The sequence below is a fragment of the Pseudomonas sp. W3I7 genome (genome assembly GCF_030816095.1).
In the GTDB taxonomy this organism is placed as follows: Bacteria; Pseudomonadota; Gammaproteobacteria; order Pseudomonadales; family Pseudomonadaceae; genus Aquipseudomonas; species Aquipseudomonas salomonii.
On sequence record NZ_JAUSXP010000001.1, the window covers coordinates 4,018,214 to 4,040,362 of the forward strand.

Consider the following 22,149-nt stretch of genomic DNA (forward strand, 5'->3'; position numbering starts at 1 on the left):
CATGTCAGAAAAGCAGAGGGCCTTCAGCGGCCCTGTTGCTTAGTCCGCGGCAAAACCTGGGAGTGCCCTTCAAGCATAGACCGCCTTATTGAATCGCCTTGGCCTCGGTCAACAGCGCCTGGATCGCCTGCTCCTGAGCGTCGTAGCGCCCCTCGCCGAAGTGGCTGTAACGCACGTGCCCCTTGGCATCGATCAGGTAGTGGGCCGGCCAAACCTGGTTGTCGAAGCTGCGCCAGATCGCGTAGTTATTGTCGATGGCCACCCGGTAGCCGATGCCCAGCTTGCGCACCTGCTCTTTGACATTGGCCGGGATGTGCTCGAACGCGTATTCGGGGGTGTGCACGCCAATCACCACCAAACCGTCCTGTTCATAGCGTTTGGCCCAGGTATTGACGTAGGGCAGCGCGCGCCGGCAGTTGATGCAGTCATAGGTCCAGAAATCCACCAGCACCACTTTGCCTTTGAGCGCTTCAAGGCTCAGGGGCGGCGAATTAAGCCATTCGACCGCCCCTGCCAGTGAGGGCATGGCGGCGTCAGGGTGTTTGCTCTCGCCACTGGCTACCCAACTGGCGGTCAGGGCAAAAGCCAGCAGCAGCATGCCAAACAGGAACGTGATAGGTCGCATGGTGATTACCTTGTCGAGTCGCAGAGTGCCTATTGGAACCCTGCGAGGTGTCTCGCCTGTGTCGGGCAGCAGCCACCGATACACGGCGATACAAACCCGGCAAAAGCCCGACCTGGATCAATAAAAGCTCAGGCCAGCTCCCTTACCCTCCCGACCTTTTGCGACCTGAGCCCATGCCCCCCGTGATTGCCCCCGAACTGCTCGCCCCCGCCGGCACCCTGAAAAACATGCGTTATGCCTTCGCCTACGGCGCCGATGCGGTCTACGCCGGCCAGCCGCGCTACAGCCTGCGGGTGCGCAACAACGAGTTCGACCACGCCAACCTCGCGCTCGGCATCCAGGAGGCGCATGCACTGGGCAAGCGTTTCTACGTGGTGGTCAACATTGCCCCGCACAATGCCAAGCTCAAGACCTTCCTCAAGGATTTGGCCCCGGTGATCGCCATGGGCCCGGACGCGCTGATCATGTCCGACCCGGGCTTGATCATGCTGGTACGCCGTCACTTCCCGTGCATGCCGATTCACTTGTCGGTGCAGGCCAATACAGTGAACTGGGCCAGCGTCGAGTTCTGGCAGCAGCAAGGTATCGGCCGGGTGATTCTGTCGCGAGAGTTGTCACTGGAAGAAATCGGCGAAATCCGCCAACAGGTGCCCGCCATGGAGCTGGAAGTGTTTGTGCATGGCGCCCTGTGCATGGCCTATTCCGGGCGCTGCTTGTTGTCCGGCTATATGAACAAGCGCGATGCCAACCAAGGCACCTGCACCAACGCGTGCCGCTGGAAATACTCGGCCACGCCGGCGGTGGAGAACGCCACGGGCGATATCGTCCAGCACTGTGAACCGACCTTGGGCATCGGTGCGCCGACCGACCAGGTGTTTTTGCTGCAAGAAGCCAACCGCCCGGATGCGCAGATGCCCGCCTTCGAAGACGAACACGGCACTTACATCATGAACGCCAAGGACCTGCGCGCCGTGCAGCACGTGGAGCGCCTGACGCAGATGGGCGTGCATTCGCTGAAGATCGAGGGCCGCACCAAGTCCCACTTCTATTGCGCGCGCACCACCCAGGTGTATCGCCAGGCCATTGACGATGCGGTGGCGGGCCGTGCGTTTGACCGCAACCTGATGACCAATCTTGAGTCCCTGGCCCAGCGTGGCTACACCGAAGGTTTCCTGCGTCGCCATGTACACGACGAATACCAGAACTACCAGAACGGCAGCTCGGTGTCGGAGCGCCAGCAGTTTGTCGGCGAATTGACCGGCGAGCGCCGGGGTGAGCTGGCCGAGGTCAAGGTGAAGAACCGCTTTGCCGTGGGCAATCATCTGGAATTGATGACACCGGCCGGCAACTTTCACTTTGACCTCGCCAACCTGCACAACGCCAAGGGCGAGGCAATACAAGTGGCGCCCGGGGATGGGCACACGGTGTATGTGCCACTGCCGAGCGACATGGACCTGCGCTTCGGCCTGCTGATGCGTGACGTCTAACGCAGGGGCGGTGACAGGCCTATGCGTATCAGCGCCAGGCAAACATACGCTGAGGCCAGGGTTGATCAGATCCTGAACTGACCCACCAACTGCCCCAGGCGCTGGCCCAGGTCCGCCAGGCTGCGCGAGGTTTGTGCGCCCAACTGGGTTTCATCGGCCACGCTGTCGACCGCCACGGCAATCTGATGCACGCTGCGGTTGATCTCTTCGGCCACGGCGGTCTGCTCTTCGGCGGCGCTGGCGATTTGCGCGTTCATCGAGTTGATGGTGCCGATCAACTGCGCCATGGTGTCCAGCGACGCACCGGCTTGGTTGGCCTGAGCCGAGGTGCCATCACCGGCATCGCTAGAGCGGCGCATGGCATCCACGGCGGCAACCGTGCCTTTTTGCAGGCGGTCGATCATGCCCTGGATTTCCTGAGTGCTGGTTTGCGTGCGGCTGGCCAGCGCACGCACTTCGTCGGCGACCACCGCAAAACCACGCCCGGCTTCGCCTGCGCGTGCGGCTTCGATGGCGGCGTTGAGGGCCAGCAGGTTGGTCTGCTCGGCAATCGAGCGGATCACGCCGAGCACGCTGACAATCGACGACACGTCCTGCTGCAAGCTGTCGAGGGACACGCCGCTGCTGCGAATGTCATTCACCAGTGCATGGATCTGCGCGATGCTGCCGTCCACCACCCGCTTGGCGGCCTGGCCTTCGGCGTCGGTCTGTTGCGCGGCGACGGCGGCGCCTTGCGCGCTGCGTGCCACTTCTTGGGCCGCCGAGGACATTTGGTTGATCGCAGTCGCCACCTGATCGGTCTCGTGACGCTGGCGTTCCATGGCGGTTTCCGAGCGCTGGGCCTGCTCGGACACCTGGCTGACCAGCCCAGTAAGTTGCGCGGTCATTTCGGTGATCTGACGCACCAGGCCGTGGATCTTGTCGACGAAGCGGTTGAACGCGCCGGCCAATTGCCCCAGCTCATCCTGGCTGGTGATGGCCAGGCGGCGGGTCAAGTCGCCCTCGCCCGCGGCGATATCGTCAAGGTTGGCTTTCATCAGGTTCAGTGGGCGCAAGATGGTATTGGCCACCAGCATGCCTACCGCAGCAATCACCAACAGCACCACCACCGCCACGCCGAGGATGCTCAGCAGCACACCTTCCATGCGTTTTTCGACCTTGGCCTCGACCACCGCCACCTGGGCTTCGATGCCATCGAGGTTCACCGACGTACCAATCACCATGTCCCACTTGGGCAGGTACTCGGTGTAGCCAAGCTTGGGCACCAGCTCGGTCTGGCCGGGCTGGGTCGAGCTGTATTGCAGGTAGTGGGTGCCGTCCTTGCCGACCTTGACCAGATCGCGGTTGACGTAGACACCGTTGGGGTCACGGTTGTCCTTGAAACTCTTGCCCACGCCGTCGGGGCTGTTGCCCTTGAACAGGCGGATGGTCTCGGAGTCGTAGCCGAAGAAGTAGCCGTCCTTGCCGTAGGCCGTGTTGGACAGCAACTTGACCACCTGGGCCCGCGCCGCCGTGTCGCCCGGGGCGGCCGCGTCGTAGAGCGGCTTGATGGTGGTCATCGCCACTTCCACATACCCTTGCAGGGTGGCCTTGGCGTCATTGAGCAGGCGCTGGCGGGTTTCGTCCACCTCATTGCGCGCCTGGCCCTGCAGGATCCACACCGTGGTCAGGCTGATGACCACGGCAAACAACAACACCGGCACGACGGCCAGGGACAGGACTTTGGCCTTCAAACTCAGACGCATGGCTTTTCTCTCTTATTCGTGGCGACTTGAGAGGTTAACGGCCAGTGGCGAAATATCTGTAGGACACCGCAACGTGGTGGAGACTGGTCTGTTGTGGCGAGCAGGCTTGCCCTGCGCTGGGCTGCGTAGCAGCCCCCTTTTCAGGCGCCGTAACACGCCAGGTAGATCGAGGTGTCTGGATTCAGGACCGCTTCGCGCTCCAACGCAGGGCAAGCCTGCTCGCCACAATTGAACCTGTTCCAGACACTAGAGGGTCATCGCAGCAATCCAGCCAAACGCCAGCAACGGAAGGTTGTAGTGCAGAAAGGTCGGCACCACGGTGTCCCAGATATGGTGATGCTGGCCGTCGATATTCAGGCCGGAAGTCGGGCCGAGCGTGGAGTCCGACGCTGGCGAACCGGCATCGCCCAATGCACCCGCCGTACCCACGATGCACACAATCGCCAACGGACTGAAGCCCAGTTGCACACACAACGGCACAAAAATCGCCGCCAGAATCGGCACCGTAGAAAATGACGAACCAATGCCCATGGTCACCAACAGCCCCACCAGCAACATCAGCAACGCACCCACCCCGCGGCTATGCCCGATGAATGCCGCCGAGGCTTCCACCAGTGAACGCACGTCACCGGTAGCCTTGAGCACCTCGGCAAACCCCGAAGAGGCGATCATGATGAAGCCGATCATCGCCATCATCTTCATGCCTTCGGTGAACAGGTCGTCGGTGTCGCGCCAGCGCACAATGCCCGACACCGAGAAGATCAGAAACCCAGCCAGGGCGCCGATGATCATCGAGTCCAGCCACAGCTGAATGATAAACGCCGAGGCAATTGCCAGGCCGGCCACCAGCAGGGTCAGCGGGTTGTATTGCACCGCCACTTGCTCGACGCGCTCGATTTTTTCCAGGTCATACACGCGCTTTTTGCGGTAGCTGATAAACACCGCCACCAGCAGGCCGACCACCATGCCCAACGCCGGCAACCCCATCGCGTGAGTGACGTTGACCTGGCTGATGTCCACGCCGCTCTTGGCCACGTTGGCCAGCAGGATCTGATTAAGGAAGATATTGCCGAAGCCCACCGGCAGGAACATGTAGGGCGTGATCAAGCCGAAGGTCATTACGCAGGCGATCAGGCGACGATCCAGTTGCAGCTTGGTCAGCACGTAAAGCAGAGGCGGTACCAGCAGCGGGATAAACGCGATATGGATCGGCAGAATATTCTGCGAAGCAATCGCCACCCCCCACAACAGGCCGATCAGCAGCCATTTGACATGGCTGCCGCCGGTGGCTTCCTGGCGATCGACCAGCAGCAGCGCCTTGTCCGCCAGCGCGTGAGCCAGGCCGGACTTGGCAATCGCCACCGCGAACGCGCCGAGCAAGGCGTAGGACAACGCCACGGTCGCGCCGCCGCCCAAGCCACCGTTAAAGGCCTTGAGCGTGGCCTCGATGCCCAACCCGCCGGTCAAGCCACCGACCAGCGCGCCGACGATGATGGCGATGACCACATGCACGCGGGACAAACTGAGCACCAGCATGGTGCCGACCGCGGCGATGACTGCGTTAATCATGGTTACCTCAAGCAAAAAACATAAAAGACAGACAGGCCCGCCACCGGGCGGCCATCAGGTGGCGTCCGTGTGCAGGCTTAAAGAGGTCTTATTAGAGGGCGCGCACTTTGCCGCAGGTGGGCGTGCATGTCAAAAACTGTGGCGAGGGAGCTTGCTCCCGCTGGGCTGCGCAGCAGCCGCGAAAATCGCGACCCGGGCGCCTGCTTCGCAGTCGAACGGGAGCAAGCTCCCTCGCCACAAAAGCAGCTTTAAATTGAACGTTTGAATAAAGAAATATCCGGAACAGCCGATAAACGGGTCTCTCTGTGTTTTCAGGTAAGGATGTCCCGATGTCGCTTAGACAGCTCTCCATTCAATGGAAAATCACCCTGCTCGCGGGCTTGTGCCTGCTGGGGATCGTGACCCTGCTGGTGGGTCTGTCGCTGTTTCGCATGGAGCAGAGTTCACAGCAGGTCAAAGCGTCCAGCATGCAGATGCTCGACGCATCCGCCCAGGCACGAATCGAGGCCCAAGGTGAAGTGCAGGCGCTGGGCATTCGCCAGCAATTCATGGACGCCTATCAGTACGGCCATGGTTTTTCGCGCCAGGTGCTGTTTTTGCGCGAACAAGCCGAAAAACGCTTCCTCGACGCCTTCGACACCCGCGAAGACCTGACCCGCCAGGTCAAGGCCGCCTTGCAGGCCAACCCCGATCTGCTCGGCCTGTCACTGGTGTTTGAAGCCAATGCGCTGGACGGCAAGGACGAGTTGTTCGCCAATCAGGCAGAACTGGGCAGCAACGACAAGGGCCGCTTCGCCCTCTACTGGTCGCAGCCCACGCCGGGCAAACTCACCTCCATGTCGCTGCCCGAAAGCGACATGGCCGACGTCAGCGTCGGCCCCAGCGGCGAAAAAGCCAACGCCTGGTTCACCTGCCCACGCACCACCCTGAAACCCTGCGTGATCGAACCCTACTTTTACGTGATCGACGGGCAAAACGTGCTGATGACCAGCATCGTCTTCCCGCTGATGGTCAACGGCAAAGTCATCGCCTCGCTGTCGGTGGACATCAACCTCAACAGCTTGCAGGCCGTGAGCCAACAGGCCAGCCAGAAGCTGTATGACGGCCAGACCCAGGTCAGCATCCTCAGCCCCACCGGTTTGCTCGCCGGCTACAGCCCGGACGCCGGCAAACTCAGCCAGCGCCTGGATCAGGTCGACACCACCAGCGGCGCGCAATTGATCAGCGTGCTGGCCAGTACCCCCCAGACCAGCAGCCTGCGTACCGGTCACCAACTCAAGGTGCTGGCGCCCTTCGCGCCGATTCCCGGCGGCAAGCCGTGGGGCGTGTTGCTGGATGTGCCGGAAAAAGTCCTGGTCGGCCCCGCCGAAACACTCAAGGCACAGTTGGACGCGGACAACGCCCGTGGCACGCTGCTGGAGTTGAGCCTGGGCCTGCTGGCGGCCGTGGTTGGCTTAGTGCTTGTGTGGCTGATGGCCCGCAGCGTCACCCGGCCGATCCTTGGCGTGGCGCGCATGCTTGAAGACATTGCCAGCGGTGAAGGCGACCTCACCCGCCGCCTGGCCTATGCCAAACAGGATGAACTGGGCGAGTTGGCCGGCTGGTTCAACCGCTTCCTCGACAAGCTGCAACCGATCATTGCCCAAGTGAAACGCTCGGTGCAGGACGCCCGTGGCACTGCCGACCAGTCCGCCGCGATCGCCACGCAAACCAGCGCCGGCATGGAGCAGCAGTACCGCCAGGTCGATCAAGTGGCCACCGCTTCCCACGAAATGAGCGCCACCGCCCAGGACGTGGCCCGCAGCGCTGCCCAGGCGGCACACGCTGCGCGCGATGCCGACCAGGCCACCCGCGACGGTTTGAGTGTGATCGACCGCACCACCACCAACATCGGCAACCTGGCGGCGGACATGAGCACCGCCATGGCCCAGGTCGAAGGCTTGGCGGCCAATAGCGAGAAGATCGGTTCGGTGCTGGAAGTGATCCGTGGCATCGCCGAGCAAACCAACCTGCTGGCACTCAACGCCGCGATCGAAGCCGCCCGCGCCGGCGAGGCTGGCCGTGGCTTTGCGGTGGTCGCCGACGAAGTACGCAACCTGGCGCAGCGCACCCAGGAGTCGGTAGAAGAAACCCGCCTGGTGATCGAGCACCTGCAAAGCGGCACCACCGACGTGGTCGGCTCCATGGGCAACAGCTATCGCCAGGCCCAGGGCAGTGTCGAGCAGGTTGGCCAGGCGGTTACCGCCCTGCGCCAGATAGGCGAAGCGGTCACGGTGATCAGCGACATGAACCTGCAGATCGCCAGCGCCGCCGAACAGCAAAGCGCCGTGGCCGAAGAGATCAACAGCAATGTGGCGACGATTCGGGATGTGACTGAATCGCTGTCGGAGCAGGCCAATGAGTCGGCACGGGTGAGCCAGGCGTTGAACAGCCTGGCGAATCAGCAGCAGGGGTTGATGGATCAGTTTCGGGTGTAAGTGACGTGCAAAGGATCTGACCTTTAAGGAGATCCAATGTGGGAGCGGGCTTGCTCGCGAATGCGGTGGACCAGCCGAAGAATGCATTGACTGACACACAGCAATCGCGAGCACGCCCGCTCCCACAGTTTGTTCGGCGTTATCGTTTGGGTAATTCGATCAACACCTTGAGCCCGCCCAGTTCGCTGTCCTGCAACTGCAACGTCCCCCCCCACACCTCGACGATGTCCCGCACGATCCCCAGCCCCAGGCCATGGCCGTCAATCTGCTCATCCAGGCGCGCACCGCGGCTGAGCACTTGCTCACGCTGGGCCTGCGGAATGCCGGGGCCGTCGTCTTCGACGGCCAGCAGAAAGCTGCGCGGGGTTTCGCTGAGCGTCAAACGCACGTCGGCGTCCGCCCATTTGCAGGCGTTATCCAGCAAGTTGCCGAGCAGCTCCAGCAGGTCTTCGCGGTCCCAGGGCAATTGCAGGCCGGGGTCGACGTGGTAGCTCAAATCCAGGTGCTCACCGTGGATCATGCTCAAGGTGGCCAGCAAGCCGGGCAATTCTTTTTCACAGTCGAACAGCGCGCCGGGCAGGGTTTCGCCGGCCAGGCGGGCGCGGTTGAGTTCGCGGTTGAGGCGTTGCTGCACTTGATCGAGCTGCTCGCGCAGCAGTTTGCCGAGTTCGGGATGATCCTTGAGCGCTTCACTGGAGGCCGCACTCAACAGCACCGCCAACGGGGTTTTCAGCGCATGGCCAAGGTTGCCCAAGGCATTGCGTGAGCGCTTGAGGCTGTCTTCGGTATGGGCCAGCAGATGGTTGATCTGCGCCACCAGCGGCTCCAGTTCCAGCGGCACTTGGGTATCGAGTTGCGAGCGCCGACCCTGTTGCAGCTGGGCAATCTGGTTGCGTGCCGTCTCCAGTGGGCGCAAGGCACGACGCACGGTGACCCGTTGCAGGATCAGCACCAGCAACAGCGCCGCCAAACCAATGATCAGGCCAATCTGGCGCATCAGGCGAAAGCTTTCGCGCACGGGCGTGTAGTCCTGGGCCACGCTGATGGAAATCAACTGCCCGAAACGCTTGTAGTCCGAACGCAACACCAGCAGTTGCTGGCGTTCCGGCCCCAGTTGCAGGTTGCCCTTGAGCCCAGGTTCAGTCAGGCGCGGCAGTTCCTGGTCCCACAACGAGCGGGAGCGCCAGTGAACGTCGGCAAAATCAATGCGAAAATAATGCCCGGAAAACGGCCGTTGGTAGGCCGGTGACAGGCGCTGCTCATCCAACTGAACACCCTCGGGCCCACGCACCAGCGCTGTCAGCAGGTTCTCGCTGTCGTTGCGCAGCCCGGCTTCCAGGTAGCGCTGCAAACCGGCCTCGAACAACCACAAGCTGGTCTGCGCCAGCACCACGCCGACCACTACCATGACGCTGATCAGCCCCAGGCTCAGGCGCCGCTGAATCGACCTCATGCCGGGGCGGCGCCAAACCGGTAACCCTGGCCACGCCGGGTTTCAATCACATTGCGCCCCAGTTTGCGGCGCAGGTGGTTGACGTGCACTTCCAGCACATTGGAGTCGCGCTCGGTCTCGCCGTCATACAAATGCTCGGCCAAGTGGCTTTTCGACAGGATCTGTTCCGGGTGCAACATGAAGTAGCGCAGCAGGCGGAATTCGGCGGCGGTCAGTTGGATCTCGTCGCCATCGCGCAACACACACTGGCGCCCTTCATCCAGGTGCAAGCCGGCGGCTTGCAGCGTCGGCTGGTTGGCCTGGCCGTGGGAACGGCGCAACAGCGCCTGGATGCGCAGGTAGAGTTCTTCGGGGTGAAAGGGTTTGCTCAAGTAATCGTCGGCGCCGGCCTTAAGACCTTCGATACGCTCGGCCCAGGAATCGCGTGCGGTCAGCACCAGCACGGGTGTGGCCAAGGCCGCCGCGCGCCATTGCGCCAGCACCTCCAGACCCGGCAGGCCCGGCAAGCCAAGGTCGAGGATGATCAGGTCGTAGGGTTCGCTGCGGCCTTGATACGCGGCATCGCGTCCGTCGGCCAGCCAGTCGACCGCGTAGCCCTGGCGCTGCAGGCCAGCCAGCAATTCGTCAGCCAGCGGTACGTTGTCTTCTACCAGGAGCAGGCGCATCAGTCGTCTTCCTTATCTTTGAGCAGCTTACCGGTACTGGCGTCCAGCTCGATTTCGCGCACCACGCCTTCGACGGTCAACAGTTCGATTTCGTAGATATAGCGCACCGGCCTATCCTTGTGTTCCTCAAGTTCGGCGTCCAGCAGCTTGGCGCCCGGGTAACGCTCCAGCGCCGGCCCCAGCAACTCTTCCAGCGGCGCGATGACGCCCTCCTGACGCAGGCGCAGGGCTTCATCCTGCCCGAGGTCATGGGCCGACAGGCTTGCGCTGCTTAGAAGCATTACCAGCGCTGCTAGCCTGCCCGCGCGTAGATTTACCTTCATTACGTATCCTGATGTTCCTTGAGGGCGGCCCGATGAGGGACATGAGCCACCACGGTACCCGTGACAACTTAACTGAAACTGAATTGCCACCATGGCAATTTTCAATCGGCAACCTTACCCACCGCTGCAAGATTTCTCTTATATTGCCTGTTCGCTGCAACCGAGACCTGTATGACTGCCATCCACATCAAGTTTCCCGCGCTGACCCTCAAGGCCGGCAAACGCGCTTTCACACGCATTCGCGAGCAAGGCCTTGCGCCGGCGGATGTCGGTATCCTACCCGGTGCGGCCGGTGGCCCCAAGGCGTTGGGCATTCAAGGCCTGGACCTGGCGCTGTTCGGCGATTGGCTGCCACGCGCGCCGCGTGAGCGCGCACTGATCGGCGCGTCCATCGGCTCCTGGCGGTTTGCCAGTGCGTGCCTGCCCGACCCGGTGCAAGGCCTGCTGGACCTCGGCCGCCTGTATAACGAACAACGCTTCGCCAAGGGCGTGACCATGGCCGAAGTCAGCCGCAGCTGCCAGCGCATGCTCGACGACCTGCTGGCCGGCCGCGATGCGCGGGTGCTGGACAACCCCGACTATCGCCTGAATATCATGGTGGTCAAGAGCCACGGCCTGCTCGCCGATGACCACCGTGGGCGACTGGGGCTGGGCCTGTCGTCGGTGATTGCCGACAACCTGCGTGGCCGTGCGCGGCTGTCGCGGCATTTTGAGCGGTTGATCATCCACGACCCGCGCCAGCCCCCTCCGGTACATGCGCTGACGGACTTCCCCTCGCGCTTCCTCGACCTGCAGTTGGGCAACCTGCGCCAGGCGCTGCTGGCCTCCGGTTCCATCCCCATGGTGATGCAAGGCGTGCGCGACCTGCCCGGCGCAGGCGCGGGCACTTACCGCGACGGTGGCCTGCTGGACTATCACCTCGACCTGCCCTATCACGGCGACGACATTGTGCTGTACCCGCACTTCACCGACCGGGTGATCCCCGGCTGGTTCGACAAGGGCTTGCCGTGGCGGCGCAGTAACCCACAAGGCTTGCAGGATGTGCTGCTACTGGCGCCCTCCAGGGACTACCTGGCCCGCCTGCCCCACGGCAAATTGCCGGACCGCAGCGACTTCAAGCGCTTTATGGGCGATGACTCGAGCCGCAACAAATACTGGCAAACCGCGATGAGCGAAAGTCGACGGCTGGGGGATGAGTTTCTTCAGTGGGCGGATAACGGCACATTGGGCGAGCACCTGCAGGCACTTTGACGTACCAGCGGCCTGCTCACAGTGGGCTGTATCCGGCTGAGCCGGCGCGCTGAATGCGTGCCGGCCCGCAGCTATCAGTGGCTGACTGGCGCCGAGGCGGGCACGCCGCCCCTGGGCTGCGACCGGATGTGCTGCAACAAGGGACGCAGCGCCCCGCCCCAGATCACCGCATTGGCAAGCTTGGTAGGGTGGTTAATCATGTTTCCACCCTGGCTGCCGGGGTTGGTGGCGAAATCCCCGAGACCATATATTTGAACATCATTCAAATCTGGAACACCGCGCGCCTCAGGCACGCCCAGATTCGCGACCCAGTCGGAGATAACACCCTCGGCGCCTGACACCAACAAGCCGACCTTACCGAAGCGCAGGTTGTTGAAGTCATACGTGGAAATAACGTTGATGCCATTTAAATACACGTCGTGCTTCGCCCCGCGCGCCGTTACTTTCAGGCTGACCGAAGTCCCATCCGGGATGTCGGAGTAAACCGGTGAACGACCAATAAGGGTGCCACCCCAATAAAGCAGCACTTGGCTGGCCGTCACTTGCGCGGTGTACTGACTCAGGCCAGAACCCATGGACCGATAGCGAATGCCGCCGATTTGCCCAGCCCAATGGGTCATGGTGAACGTGGCCGACAGACTGACATCCTGGCTCTCCCGGTTCAGCATCGTGGCGCCCTGCCCCTTCAGGGTCGATTGCGCAGGCGAACCCGATACCGCAAACGTAGTGCCGGGTTCCGCGTTCCAGCCGGCGGGATACGTCGCCAGGTTATCCTCGCGAATAAAACTCAACTTATCGACATCGATGGCAGCGCGGTGAATATTGAACAGTCGGTTAATGTCCAGCACCGTAATATTGCGCACTTTCGCAACATCCCGCGCAGCGTCAGCCGCCACTTGAACCTGCTCTTGATAGCCAAACGCAACGGACGGTAACGCCGCCGGCGCAATTGCCGTAGACGGCACTTTTGCCCAGGTATTCTGGTAATCAAGCGACTTGAAATAGTAGTCGGCGTTGACACTGCTGCTGCCCGTAAGATCATTGGCACCAAACATGTAAATCACCAGGTCCGGAGCAAAATCCCGGACGTGATCTGCCCAACTCTTGCCCTCAACCGACCCGCCAGGCCATTGCCCCGTCACCTCGCTGCCGGGCTCTCTGAAGAAACCCGTGAGCGGGTTTTCGGCGGCGGCCGTCGCCCCCTTGTAGTTAGGGTTGAAGTACATCCCCATCCCACGCCCCGCCAGGCTGAAATTACCAAATGTGAAAGCAATATCGGGGTTCTGCTCACGGGCTGAGCGCATCAAGGTGGCCACCACCGAGTTTTCGTACTGCCCATCAACATCGCCTTGGGAGATCGAGTCGCCGACCACTGCGATTCTCACCGCGCCCTCTTTAATGGCGGCATCCAGCCGCTCCAGATTGCCCACGCTCGACAGCGTGGACACCTCATCCGGCACGGCCTGGTCGGGCACGGGGCTCGGAGCGCTGGCAGCAATAGCGCTAGCGCTTATCTGCCCGTCGCTTTGGGCGGGTGCAACCACGCCAGCAGGATCCGCCGCAAAAACGTCCCCCCCTAAACCAAAGAGGTTCAGCGGGACGCTGAGGAACAAAGCAATCAAGAAAGTCAGGAATTTGGTGCTGTGGTGCGCAAGGGAAGCAGACACGTCGTGACGCCAATCTAATAGAGAACTCTAATTCTACTGACTTCCCCCTTCGACCGTCACCGCCCTGCTCTTTTTTGCACCCGGATGTGATCCACCAGCGCCGAGAAAGCCGCGGCCCAGCACACGCGATTGGCGTAGCGGGTGGGGTGGTTGATGCCGTTGCCGTCTGGCACTCCCGTGTGAGTCGCCACGTTATCGCCGCCGTACAGCTCGAGATCACTCAGTTGCGGCACTTCAGTTGCGCAGTAGTCACCGGTGTGCACGATAAAGTCAGCGATGGTTCCCGTGCCGCCGATTATCGCCACCCCGTGGCTGCCGCGCCGCAGGTGGTGGTAGTCGTAGACCGCCAGTTGCAGCACGTTGTTGACATAGACCCTGTGCAGCGCGCCTTGCACATCCACCTGCAACACCACCTTTGAGCCGGATGCCAGTGCACCCATGGCCTTGAAGCCCAGGGTGGTTGTCCCCCAATAAAGAACCAGGGAGCCCGATGAGATTTGCGCGCTGTATTGGTGTGCAGGCAACCCCATCGACCGATAATGCAGGGCACAGGTCGTGGAGAACCAACTGGCGCAGCTGAACGTGGCCTTGATAAGGATGTCCAGCGACTGCACGTTACGCAGCGCCGATCCGTTACCGCTTAACGAGCCGCCACTTGCATTGGCCAGTGAAAACGTGGAGCGCGCCTCAACATTCCAGCCCGCGGGGTAGCCGGCGAAATTGTCGTCACGCGTGTAGACAAGGTGTTCGACATCCACACCTGCGCGCAGCCGGTTGAACGTCCGGTTGATATCGACCAGGGTCAGGTTCAGTTCCCGAGCCACGCCGCGCACACCATCGGCGGCGATTTGAGCCTCTTCCTGATACCCCGCTGAAATGGCTGGCAAGGCCGTGGTGGCTACGCCAACAGACGGCGCCTTGGGAAAATGGCGAATCAGGTCGAGCACATGCTTCAGCGCGGTCGTGTTCGCCAGGCTTGAACCAGACAAATCGTTGGCGCCGTGCATGACCATCACAAAGTCGGGGGCAAAGTCCCTGAGGTGCGCCATCCACGACTTGCCGACAACCGATCCGCCCGGCCACTGGTCAGTCACCGGGCTGCCATCCGGGCGATAAAACCCGGTAGCCAGGTCTTCCGGGTAGGGTTGCCCCACATAGCTCTCGGTTGCCAGTGCTCCGATACCACGGCCTGAAAGGCTGAAGTTACCCGCTACGAAGGCGATGCCAGGGTTCTGCTCGCGCAAGGCGCGCATGAGCGTTGCGACAACCGAATTGTCATACAGGCCGTCGCGGTCGCCCTCGACAATCGAATCGCCAGCAAAGGCAATGCGTACGCTGCCTTCGAAAACAGCGGCATTGAGCCGATCCAGATTACCCAGGCTGGAAAGCCTCTCGACATCGCTGCAGGCCCGTCGCTGCTCAGTGCCTGCGGGGTGAACAACCTGCGTCGCCTTCATGCCGGCCCACCTCTTCAGAGCCTTGGCCAACCTTGCACGCCAGGTAAGGTCTGAATGATCGCTCGATCCATTCGGTTCGACAGGTGTTTGGGTGTTAAAAGCCATGGTGTTCCCCGAGGCAAAAAAAACCCGCGCAGTGGCGGGCCTTGAAACAGTTGGTAGTATGCGGCGGCGGGTGGGCCGTTGTCGTCGTCCGTGTAAAGCAGCGGCAAAAACCGCCAGAGGGTTTATCGGCGATCAGGCGGGGCAGATTCACAAAACAGGTTAGAATACGCGCCATCTCTGCACCAGAAACCGGCAATCACCTCAAACCCACGCAACACAAGCCCTACAGGTCACACCGTGGAAATCTTCAAAGAGTTTACCTTCGAGTCCGCCCACCGCCTGCCCCACGTACCGGAAGGCCACAAATGCGGGCGTCTGCACGGGCATTCGTTCAAGGTGGCAATCCACCTGAGCGGCGACCTGGATCCCCATACCGGCTGGATCCGCGATTTCTCGGAAATCAAGGCGATTTTCAAGCCGCTGTACGAACTCCTCGACCATAACTACCTCAATGACATCCCGGGCCTGGAGAATCCGACCAGCGAAGTGCTGGCCAAGTGGATCTGGACCGAACTTAAGCCCCTGTTGCCGGATCTCAGCGCAATTCGCATCCATGAGACCTGCACCAGCGGTTGCATCTATCGCGGCGAGTAAGCGGTTGAGTGTTCAAAACCACCTGCGGGTGGTTTTTTTATGCCTGGCCAATGCCAATGTAAAGCGTGCTTGACATGAAAAACCTGAACGCCTAGTGTAAAGCACCCTTTACTCATGGAGAGAGTCATGTCGACCAAACGCTTCCTCGTGGAATTTATAGCCACTCTGCTGCTGTACGTTGCCTGCGTAGTAATTTCCAGCTCATCTGTACGCGCCATGCCTGACGGCGCCGCCAAAATCGCCTTGGCATTGCTGCCGGTTATTCCAATGATCGCGATGGCGGTGTCAATCATTCGCAGGCTGAACAGCATGGATGAGTTGGGCCGCAAGATTCAGTTGGAAGCGCTCGCCGTGGCGTTTGTGTGCACCGCCCTCACCACTTTCAGCTACGGTTTCCTGGAAACCGCAGGCCTGCCGCGCCTGTCGGCCTTTATGGTATGGCCGATCATGGGCGGCGTCTGGTGTGTGGCCACGATCATTGGCACAAGGCGCTATCAATGAATAATCAGCTGCGCCCGTTGCGCGCCGAACTGGGTTGGTCCCAGGCCGATCTGGCGCAGCGCCTGGGCGTATCGCGCCAGACCATCAACGCCATCGAGACCGGCCGCTACGACCCGAGCTTGCCACTGGCGTTCAAGATCGCCAAGGTGTTCGAACGGCCCATCGAGGCGATCTTCGAAGCGCCAGTGGATTGAGCCTTTATGACAGGAGCACGCTGAATTGATACGCCCCGCCACTGCCGATGATAGTGCCGCTATCGAGGCCATCGTCCAGGCTGCCTATACGCCCTACATCGAGCGCATCGGCCGAAAGCCCGGGCCAATGCTGGAGGACTACCCGCAGCGGGTCGAAGACGGGGGCGTGCATGTGCTCGACCACGCCGGGCAGGTTCAGGGCTTTGTTATCCTGATGCACACCGACACGGCCTTGCTGTTGGATAACCTCGCCGTGGCCCCACACGCCCAGGGCCTTGGTTTTGAGCGACAACTGATGGATTTTGCCGAACAGCAGGCCCTCGATGCCGGCTACAGTGCTATCCGTCTGTACACCAATGAGGTGATGACCGAGAACCTCGCGCTGTACAGTCGCCGTGGCTATGTGCGCACCCATTGCGCCGAGGAACACGGCCTGCGCCGCGTCTATATGATCAAACATCTATAGGAGCATCCCATGGAAAACCTCTGGCTGGCCCAGGCCAAACGCTTACAGGCACTGGCGTCCACGGGGCTGCATTTTTGCACCGACGACTTCGAACGCGAGCGCCTTGAGGAAATTGCCGAGATTGCCCACAGCATGCTCGCGCAACTGGCGGATGTGCCGCTTGCGCGCATCACCGGGCTGGTGCCGGATTTTGCCAAGCGCTATTCAACCCCAATGATTGACGTACGTGGCGCGGTGATCGACGGCGACCGGATTCTGCTGGTGCGCGAATTGACCGACGGCTGCTGGGCGCTGCCCGGTGGCTATGCCGATATCGGCCTGTCGGCAGCGGAAAACATCGTCAAGGAGATCCGCGAGGAAGCCGGGCTAAGCGTCACGGCACGCGCGCTGTACAGCGTCACGCACAAGGCCAAGGGCTTGTATCGCCCGGATGTGCGGGACTTCTACAAGCTGTATTTCCTGTGCGAGCGCGTCGACCAACTGGCGCCAGTGGCCGGCTTTGAAACCACTGAAGTGGGCTTTTTTACCCTCGACGAGCTGCCCCCGCTGTCCCGTGGACGCACCATCGAAAGCGATCTTGAAGCAGCGTTTGCGTTTCATCGTGGCGAGACCACCCAGACGCTGTTCGACTGATCCACTTTGTCTCACCGCTGCACTGCTTTCGTGCCTTCCTGGGCGCGCTCGACATTGGGCCTGGCGACAAATACGCCGCGCTGCCGGTTTGGCACGCGCAGTGCAACAGCACGGCGTCAGTCATCCAGGGAGCAAGGCCATGACGCAGCAAGAACCGGGTAACGATTACCCCCTCAGCGAAGTGCCGATGCATGCGCGCAAGGGCCTTGCGTCCACCGCCATGGTGTTGCTGGGCTTCACCTTCTTTACCGCGACCATGTTCGCCGGCGGCAAGCTGGGCGTGGCGTTCAGTTTTACCGACATGCTCGGTGTCGTGGCTTTGGGTAACCTGTTGCTGGGTATCTACGCCGCAGGCCTGGGCTATATCGCGTTCAAGAGCGGCTTGAATTCGGTCCTGATGGGGCGCTTCTGCTTTGGCGAAGTGGGCAGCAAACTCAGCGACCTGATCCTCGGCTTCACCCAGATCGGCTGGTACGCCTGGGGCACCGCCACCGCCGCCGTGGTGCTGGGCAAATATTTCGAATTGAACCAAGGCACGGTGCTGGCATTGATGGTGCTGTTTGGCCTGCTGTTCTGCGCCACCGCCTATGTGGGCTATCGCGGGCTGGAGATTCTGTCTTATATCGCGGTGCCGGCCATGGGCATCCTGCTGTTGCTGTCGATGTGGGTCGCCACCGTCAAAGTCGGCGGCCTGGAGGGCTTGCTGGCCGTGGTGCCGACGGCGGAACTGGACGTGTCCACCGCCATCACACTGGTATTCGGCACCTTTGTCAGCGGCGCCACCCAGGCGACCAACTGGACGCGTTTTTCTCGCTCGGCCAAGGTCGCGGTGCTGGCCAGCCTGATCGGCTTTTTTATCGGCAATGGCTTGATGGTGTTAATCGGTGCCTATGGTGCCATCGTCTATCAGCAGCCCGATGTGGTCGAGGTACTGCTGCTGCAAGGTTTCGCCATGGCGGCGATGGCCATGTTGCTGCTCAACATCTGGAGCACCCAGGACAACACCCTCTACAATTTCGCCGTGGCCGGCTGCAACCTGCTGCGAACCCGGCGGCGCAAAACCGTGACCCTGGCCGGCGCAGTGATCGGCACGCTGCTGGCATTGCTTGGCATGTACGACCTGCTGGTGCCTTATCTGATTCTGCTGGGCACCGTGATCCCGCCGATTGGCGGAGTCATCATGGCGGACTTCTTCTACCGCTATCGCGGCCAGTACCCGCGCCTGGCCGATGCACGCCTGCCGGCGTTCAATTGGCCGGGGCTGGCGGCGTATGCCGTGGGCACCGTGCTGGCGTTTCACTCACCGTGGGTGGCGCCATTGGTGGGGATTGTGGCCGCGTCCTTGGCCTACATCGCACTCACCGCAGCCCTGCGCGTGCGCGCACCGTTGACTGACGTGCAGGCATGAACCCGACTGCTGCCATGAGGATGGTAACCTTGTGGCTGATAACCCTGATGACCTGGCGGCTGCCTGCCTGATTATCCAAAGCCAAGAGGAACTTGCCCATGCATATCATCAATGCCCGCCTGCGCAACCGTGAAGGCCTGCATGATCTGCACCTGGAACACGGCCGGATCGCCCGCATTACCACACAAACCGTGGCCCCCACATTAATGGCCGGTGACCTCGACGCCGCCGGCAACCTGGTGATACCGCCCTTCGTGGAGCCACATATCCATCTCGACGCGACCCTGACCGCCGGCGAGCCACGCTGGAACATGAGCGGTACCCTGTTCGAGGGCATCGAGTGCTGGGGCGAGCGCAAAGCCACCATCACCCAGGAAGACACCAAGGCTCGCGCCAAGAAAACCATCCAGGCCCTGGCCGCCCATGGCATCCAGCATGTGCGCACCCATGTCGATGTCACCGACCCAGACCTCACCGCGCTCAAAGCCATGTTGGAGGTGCGCGAAGAAAGCACCCACCTGATCGACCTGCAAATCGTCGCCTTCCCGCAGGAAGGCATCGAGTCTTACCGCAATGGCCGCGAGCTGATGCAGGAAGCCATTCGCCTGGGCGCTGATGTAGTCGGTGGCATCCCGCACTTCGAATACACCCGCGACCAAGGGGTGAGTTCGGTGAAGTTCCTGATGGACCTGGCCGAACGCACCGGCTGCCTGGTGGACGTGCACTGCGACGAAACCGATGACCCGCACTCGCGCTTTCTCGAAGTGCTCGCCGAAGAGGCCCGCAGCCGCGGCATGGGCGCGCGCGTCACCGCCAGCCACACCACGGCGATGGGCTCCTATGACAATGCCTATTGCGCCAAACTGTTTCGCCTGCTGGGGCACTCGGGCATCAGCTTCGTCTCCTGCCCTACCGAAAGCATCCACCTGCAGGGGCGCTTCGACAGTTTCCCGAAACGCCGAGGCGTCACCCGCGTCAATGAACTGCTCGAGGCCGGCATGAATGTCTGCTTCGGCCAGGACTCCATCGTCGACCCCTGGTACCCGCTGGGCAACGGCAACATCCTGCGCGTGCTGGAAGCCGGTCTGCATATCTGCCACATGCTGGGTTACCGCAACCTGCAAAGCGCCCTGGACCTGGTCACCGACAACAGCGCCAAAGCCATGGCCCTGGGTGACCGGTACGGCCTTGAACCCGGTCGCCCGGCCAACCTGCTGATCCTTTCGGCAGACAGTGACTACGAGGTGATCCGCAGCCAGGGCCTGCCGTTGTATTCGATCCGCAATGGCAAGGTGCTGATGCAACGCAGGCCGGCACAGGTGGAGTTTTTGTAAGCAACGGGGTCGTAAGTAACCGGGGTCAGACGATTGAATCGATATCCAATGGCTGCACCCGGCCGGCGCTGTCCTTAAGCGGCACAGGAATACTGGCGATTTGCGCCAACCTGCGGTTTTCAGGGTGACGCAACCAGCGTTTAACGCTGGGCTGCAGGCCGGTGGAATCGGCGTGGCTGCCATACACGTCACGCAGGTCCAGACGGCGCCAGCGCAACGACTCCAATCGACGTCGGCTGCTGCGCAAGCGGTCGACTTCAGCGTTCAGCGCCTGGTTATGCGCATGCCCATAATCGCGTTGGTTCGGTGGGCGACGACGCTCGAGCTCGCGGTTCTTGTCGCGCAGTTGTTGCGTCATTGTGTCGAGCGCCAGGTCTATCAACTCGAACTCTCTGGCGGTGATCATAGGCCCCTGGCTATCGACGGTTTGCTGCCAGCGACGCAGAGTGGCCCACGCGGCTGGAATGTAACTGGCGGTCATGAAGTGCTGGTTGGCCTGGAACAGTTGTTTCAACAGGTTGGCACGCTCGGGCATATCGCCTTGCAGTTGCAGCACCCGGTTGCATCCGGCCTCGAGGATGGACTCACAACCGGGCGCCCATAACACCGAGGAGTGCGTGCCGTCCGGTAGCTGGATAGGCATGAAGTGCTGCTGTTCGCCGTGGTGCTGGTAAGGGTTGCCGCCGACACGCACAAGGCCGGCGGCGAACAGCAGGCCACCCGCACCGGGCGCGGCAAAAAGCGTGATGGCGCCCGGCACCCAGAGTTTGGCGGTGGTATTCATCCACGTGGCAGGGACACTGGGGACCGGATCGTTGTGGTTGACGATGCGGTGATGGATGAGGGCTGAGGCGCCGTCGGTGAACTCGGAGTCTGCGGCGCGGGGAGCGCCGTAGGTGTAGAGGAGGATGTTGTACTTACGATCAGGAACTCGGCGTAGCCCTTCAGCCAACAGCAGTGCAATGGCACCGCCCAGACTGTGGCCGCAAATCACAATGCGCTGTCCGCTGTAAAATCGGTGAAGGTAGCGCAGAACAAAGTCACGCATCGCTCGATAGGCCTGATAAAAGCCCTCATGGGCTTTGCCAACACCTTCGGTAAAGGGCACTTGGTGGGCATTCGCGTCTCGCAAAGCGTCGGCACCACTGGCGGTACCGCGTACAGCGATCAGAATCACTTCGTTATGGTGACTGATAAACGCCTGGGTATCCGTACCGGACGCTTCATCATCAACAAAGTGCAGGCTGGCGGGATGTTCCTGTTTCTCTCCAAGCTCCGGCCGATTCTGTGGATACAACTCAGGATCGAAGGGCAAAATCTCAAACCGCTGGGAGTATGGAACCTCTTCATACAACGGGAAGAAGCGCTGAGCCTGATCACGATCGACCTTCCAGGCTTCTTGAAACCCCGAGAGTTTTTCCGCGAACAGATTGCCTGCGCTGGGATCCAGGGGGAAGCTGACGTTTTCCACTGGCGGCTTTGGAGGTTGCTGGCCAAAATCGCAGTAACTCAATGTAGACATCAACGCCAATTGATACAGGTTCAACGCACACAACTGATCATCGGTCGACAACATCGGGCGCAGGGCCCGCAAAGGCCGTACCTCCAACACCGTGTGCAGGTTGGGGAACAACACGACGCCTGACAATGCGGGCTGCGGTGGACCAAACCCCAGTTCGGCCATCATTTTCAGCGCATGCCTTGGGGGGTGATAGGTTCGGAAGGCAAACGGCGGCAGGTGGGCAATATGGCGTACCAGATCGCGCACCTCAACTTGATAAAACCGGTCGGCCTGGTGTTGTGCAGGGTTGCCCTCGATACGTTGGCCATCAGCCGCTGAAAATCGGGTGTGTTCGGCGCGGGCTTGAAGTTCGGTGATAGGCAACGGGTAAGTCTTGCGCTTTCTCAATTTGGAATATGGCTCTTCGTCGCCTGAATATTGCGTGTCCAAAGAAAGAATCACAGGGCCGCAATAAAACCCTTCCACCTTGGCGTATCCCTCTCCATTCAACCTTCCGTTATAACGGCGCCCTGTAGTGTCCTGGATTGTGTAGACCAGCCCGCCATAAGCCTTGCCGCTGCCTGTTTCATCCACCAGGCAAACGCTTGCCCAATGCCCTTTCAACGGGCAAGCAGGCATCTTGCTACTGAAAAACGATTGCTTCCATGCTTCCTGGCTCATGAATCAACTCCCT

General features: G+C 61.2%; 17 protein-coding genes and 4 pseudogenes. 11 read left to right on the forward strand and 10 right to left on the reverse strand.

Annotated features, from left to right (window positions below; genetic code table 11):
* Positions 1-85: 85 nt before the first annotated feature.
* Positions 86-529: pseudogene (locus QF043_RS18485) on the reverse strand (thioredoxin family protein); the annotation flags it as partial.
* Between the two features lie 269 nt (positions 530-798).
* Here QF043_RS18485 and yegQ point away from each other — a divergent pair.
* Entirely contained in the window at positions 799-2,112 is a 1,314-nt protein-coding gene (gene yegQ, locus QF043_RS18490) for a tRNA 5-hydroxyuridine modification protein YegQ (protein WP_307419687.1), read from the forward strand.
* 65 nt (positions 2,113-2,177) lie between these two features.
* On the opposite strand, the gene QF043_RS30815 is transcribed toward yegQ, so the two are convergent.
* The 3 genes and pseudogenes from QF043_RS30815 to QF043_RS18500 all read right to left on the reverse strand — a co-directional run bounded on the left by QF043_RS30815 (position 2,178) and on the right by QF043_RS18500 (position 5,423).
* Positions 2,178-2,999, reverse strand: a complete 822-nt coding sequence (locus QF043_RS30815) for a methyl-accepting chemotaxis protein (protein ID WP_373460783.1) — start codon at positions 2,997-2,999, stop codon at positions 2,178-2,180.
* 36 nt (positions 3,000-3,035) lie between these two features.
* A pseudogene (locus tag QF043_RS30820) lies at positions 3,036-3,857 on the reverse strand (cache domain-containing protein); the annotation flags it as partial.
* 246 nt (positions 3,858-4,103) lie between these two features.
* Positions 4,104-5,423 carry a Na+/H+ antiporter family protein gene (locus QF043_RS18500; RefSeq protein WP_307421442.1) on the reverse strand — a complete coding sequence of 440 codons (1,320 nt, stop codon included), beginning with the start codon at positions 5,421-5,423 and terminating at the stop codon, positions 4,104-4,106.
* 1,475 nt (positions 5,424-6,898) lie between these two features.
* Between QF043_RS18500 and QF043_RS30825 the strand changes: the two are divergent.
* Together QF043_RS30825 and QF043_RS30830 are read left to right on the forward strand one after the other, a co-directional pair.
* Positions 6,899-7,045: pseudogene (locus QF043_RS30825) on the forward strand (HAMP domain-containing protein); the annotation flags it as partial.
* A 348-nt stretch (positions 7,046-7,393) separates the two neighbouring features.
* Positions 7,394-7,903 (forward strand): annotated as a pseudogene (locus tag QF043_RS30830) (methyl-accepting chemotaxis protein); the annotation flags it as partial.
* A 139-nt stretch (positions 7,904-8,042) separates the two neighbouring features.
* Here the strand turns inward: QF043_RS30830 and QF043_RS18510 are convergent.
* The 3 genes from QF043_RS18510 to QF043_RS18520 are packed head-to-tail and all read right to left on the reverse strand — an operon-like array spanning position 8,043 to position 10,344.
* Complete coding sequence (locus QF043_RS18510) at positions 8,043-9,356, reverse strand: sensor histidine kinase (protein WP_307419690.1); 1,314 nt, start codon at positions 9,354-9,356, stop codon at positions 8,043-8,045.
* Entirely contained in the window at positions 9,353-10,021 is a 669-nt protein-coding gene (locus QF043_RS18515) for a response regulator transcription factor (RefSeq protein WP_307419691.1), read from the reverse strand. Before QF043_RS18515 ends, QF043_RS18510 begins: the two co-directional genes overlap by 4 nt.
* Positions 10,021-10,344 (reverse strand): PepSY domain-containing protein, encoded by a 324-nt coding sequence (locus QF043_RS18520; RefSeq protein ID WP_305459024.1) that lies wholly within the window; start codon positions 10,342-10,344, stop codon positions 10,021-10,023. The genes QF043_RS18515 and QF043_RS18520 overlap by 1 nt, the downstream gene beginning before the upstream one ends.
* 171 nt (positions 10,345-10,515) lie before the next feature.
* On the opposite strand from QF043_RS18520, the gene QF043_RS18525 reads away from it, so the two are divergent.
* Positions 10,516-11,595, forward strand: coding sequence for a patatin-like phospholipase family protein (locus tag QF043_RS18525; RefSeq protein ID WP_307419693.1), 1,080 nt, complete (start codon positions 10,516-10,518; stop codon positions 11,593-11,595).
* A 74-nt stretch (positions 11,596-11,669) separates the two neighbouring features.
* Here the strand turns inward: QF043_RS18525 and QF043_RS18530 are convergent, their stop codons facing one another.
* The gene (locus QF043_RS18530) at positions 11,670-13,262 is read right to left on the reverse strand and encodes an SGNH/GDSL hydrolase family protein (RefSeq protein ID WP_307419695.1); all 1,593 of its coding nucleotides are present in this window, start codon (positions 13,260-13,262) and stop codon (positions 11,670-11,672) included.
* Between the two features lie 56 nt (positions 13,263-13,318).
* Positions 13,319-14,719: an SGNH/GDSL hydrolase family protein gene (locus QF043_RS18535; RefSeq protein ID WP_307419696.1), complete on the reverse strand. Its 1,401-nt coding sequence runs from the start codon at positions 14,717-14,719 to the stop codon at positions 13,319-13,321.
* Between the two features lie 342 nt (positions 14,720-15,061).
* Between QF043_RS18535 and queD the strand changes: the two genes are divergently transcribed.
* The 7 genes from queD (at position 15,062) to codA (ending at position 19,954) form a co-directional block, all read left to right on the forward strand.
* Positions 15,062-15,418, forward strand: a complete 357-nt coding sequence (queD, locus tag QF043_RS18540; RefSeq protein ID WP_307419697.1) for a 6-carboxytetrahydropterin synthase QueD — start codon at positions 15,062-15,064, stop codon at positions 15,416-15,418.
* A gap of 126 nt (positions 15,419-15,544) precedes the next feature.
* Positions 15,545-15,919 (forward strand): hypothetical protein, encoded by a 375-nt coding sequence (locus QF043_RS18545; RefSeq protein ID WP_307419698.1) that lies wholly within the window; start codon positions 15,545-15,547, stop codon positions 15,917-15,919.
* Positions 15,916-16,113 (forward strand): helix-turn-helix transcriptional regulator, encoded by a 198-nt coding sequence (locus QF043_RS18550; RefSeq protein WP_307419699.1) that lies wholly within the window; start codon positions 15,916-15,918, stop codon positions 16,111-16,113. The genes QF043_RS18545 and QF043_RS18550 overlap by 4 nt, the downstream gene beginning before the upstream one ends.
* A 25-nt stretch (positions 16,114-16,138) precedes the next feature.
* Complete coding sequence (locus QF043_RS18555) at positions 16,139-16,579, forward strand: GNAT family N-acetyltransferase (protein WP_307419700.1); 441 nt, start codon at positions 16,139-16,141, stop codon at positions 16,577-16,579.
* A 9-nt stretch (positions 16,580-16,588) separates the two neighbouring features.
* Entirely contained in the window at positions 16,589-17,212 is a 624-nt protein-coding gene (locus QF043_RS18560) for an NUDIX hydrolase (protein WP_307419701.1), read from the forward strand.
* Positions 17,213-17,351: 139 nt separating this feature from the next.
* Positions 17,352-18,620, forward strand: a complete 1,269-nt coding sequence (codB, locus tag QF043_RS18565) for a cytosine permease (protein ID WP_307419702.1) — start codon at positions 17,352-17,354, stop codon at positions 18,618-18,620.
* A gap of 98 nt (positions 18,621-18,718) precedes the next feature.
* The gene (gene codA, locus QF043_RS18570; RefSeq protein WP_307419703.1) at positions 18,719-19,954 is read left to right on the forward strand and encodes a cytosine deaminase; all 1,236 of its coding nucleotides are present in this window, start codon (positions 18,719-18,721) and stop codon (positions 19,952-19,954) included.
* Between the two features lie 25 nt (positions 19,955-19,979).
* Here the strand turns inward: codA and QF043_RS18575 are convergent, their stop codons facing one another.
* Positions 19,980-22,136: a lipase family protein gene (locus QF043_RS18575; protein ID WP_307419704.1), complete on the reverse strand. Its 2,157-nt coding sequence runs from the start codon at positions 22,134-22,136 to the stop codon at positions 19,980-19,982.
* Positions 22,137-22,149: the final 13 nt, after the last annotated feature.

Bases quoted from the DNA above. Each gene is read 5' to 3' on its own strand.
- codA (WP_307419703.1), top strand. From the start codon at position 18,719: ATGCATATCATCAATGCCCGCCTGCGCAACCGTGAAGGCCTGCATGAT.
- QF043_RS18515 (WP_307419691.1), bottom strand. From the start codon at position 10,021: ATGCGCCTGCTCCTGGTAGAAGACAACGTACCGCTGGCTGACGAATTG.
- QF043_RS18550 (WP_307419699.1), top strand. From the start codon at position 15,916: ATGAATAATCAGCTGCGCCCGTTGCGCGCCGAACTGGGTTGGTCCCAG.
- QF043_RS18525 (WP_307419693.1), top strand. From the start codon at position 10,516: ATGACTGCCATCCACATCAAGTTTCCCGCGCTGACCCTCAAGGCCGGC.
- QF043_RS18520 (WP_305459024.1), bottom strand. From the start codon at position 10,344: ATGAAGGTAAATCTACGCGCGGGCAGGCTAGCAGCGCTGGTAATGCTT.
- QF043_RS18535 (WP_307419696.1), bottom strand. From the start codon at position 14,719: ATGAAGGCGACGCAGGTTGTTCACCCCGCAGGCACTGAGCAGCGACGG.
- QF043_RS18575 (WP_307419704.1), bottom strand. From the start codon at position 22,136: ATGAGCCAGGAAGCATGGAAGCAATCGTTTTTCAGTAGCAAGATGCCT.
- QF043_RS18560 (WP_307419701.1), top strand. From the start codon at position 16,589: ATGGAAAACCTCTGGCTGGCCCAGGCCAAACGCTTACAGGCACTGGCG.
- QF043_RS30815 (WP_373460783.1), bottom strand. From the start codon at position 2,999: ATGACCGCGCAACTTACTGGGCTGGTCAGCCAGGTGTCCGAGCAGGCC.
- yegQ (WP_307419687.1), top strand. From the start codon at position 799: ATGCCCCCCGTGATTGCCCCCGAACTGCTCGCCCCCGCCGGCACCCTG.
- codB (WP_307419702.1), top strand. From the start codon at position 17,352: ATGACGCAGCAAGAACCGGGTAACGATTACCCCCTCAGCGAAGTGCCG.
- QF043_RS18510 (WP_307419690.1), bottom strand. From the start codon at position 9,356: ATGAGGTCGATTCAGCGGCGCCTGAGCCTGGGGCTGATCAGCGTCATG.
- QF043_RS18545 (WP_307419698.1), top strand. From the start codon at position 15,545: ATGTCGACCAAACGCTTCCTCGTGGAATTTATAGCCACTCTGCTGCTG.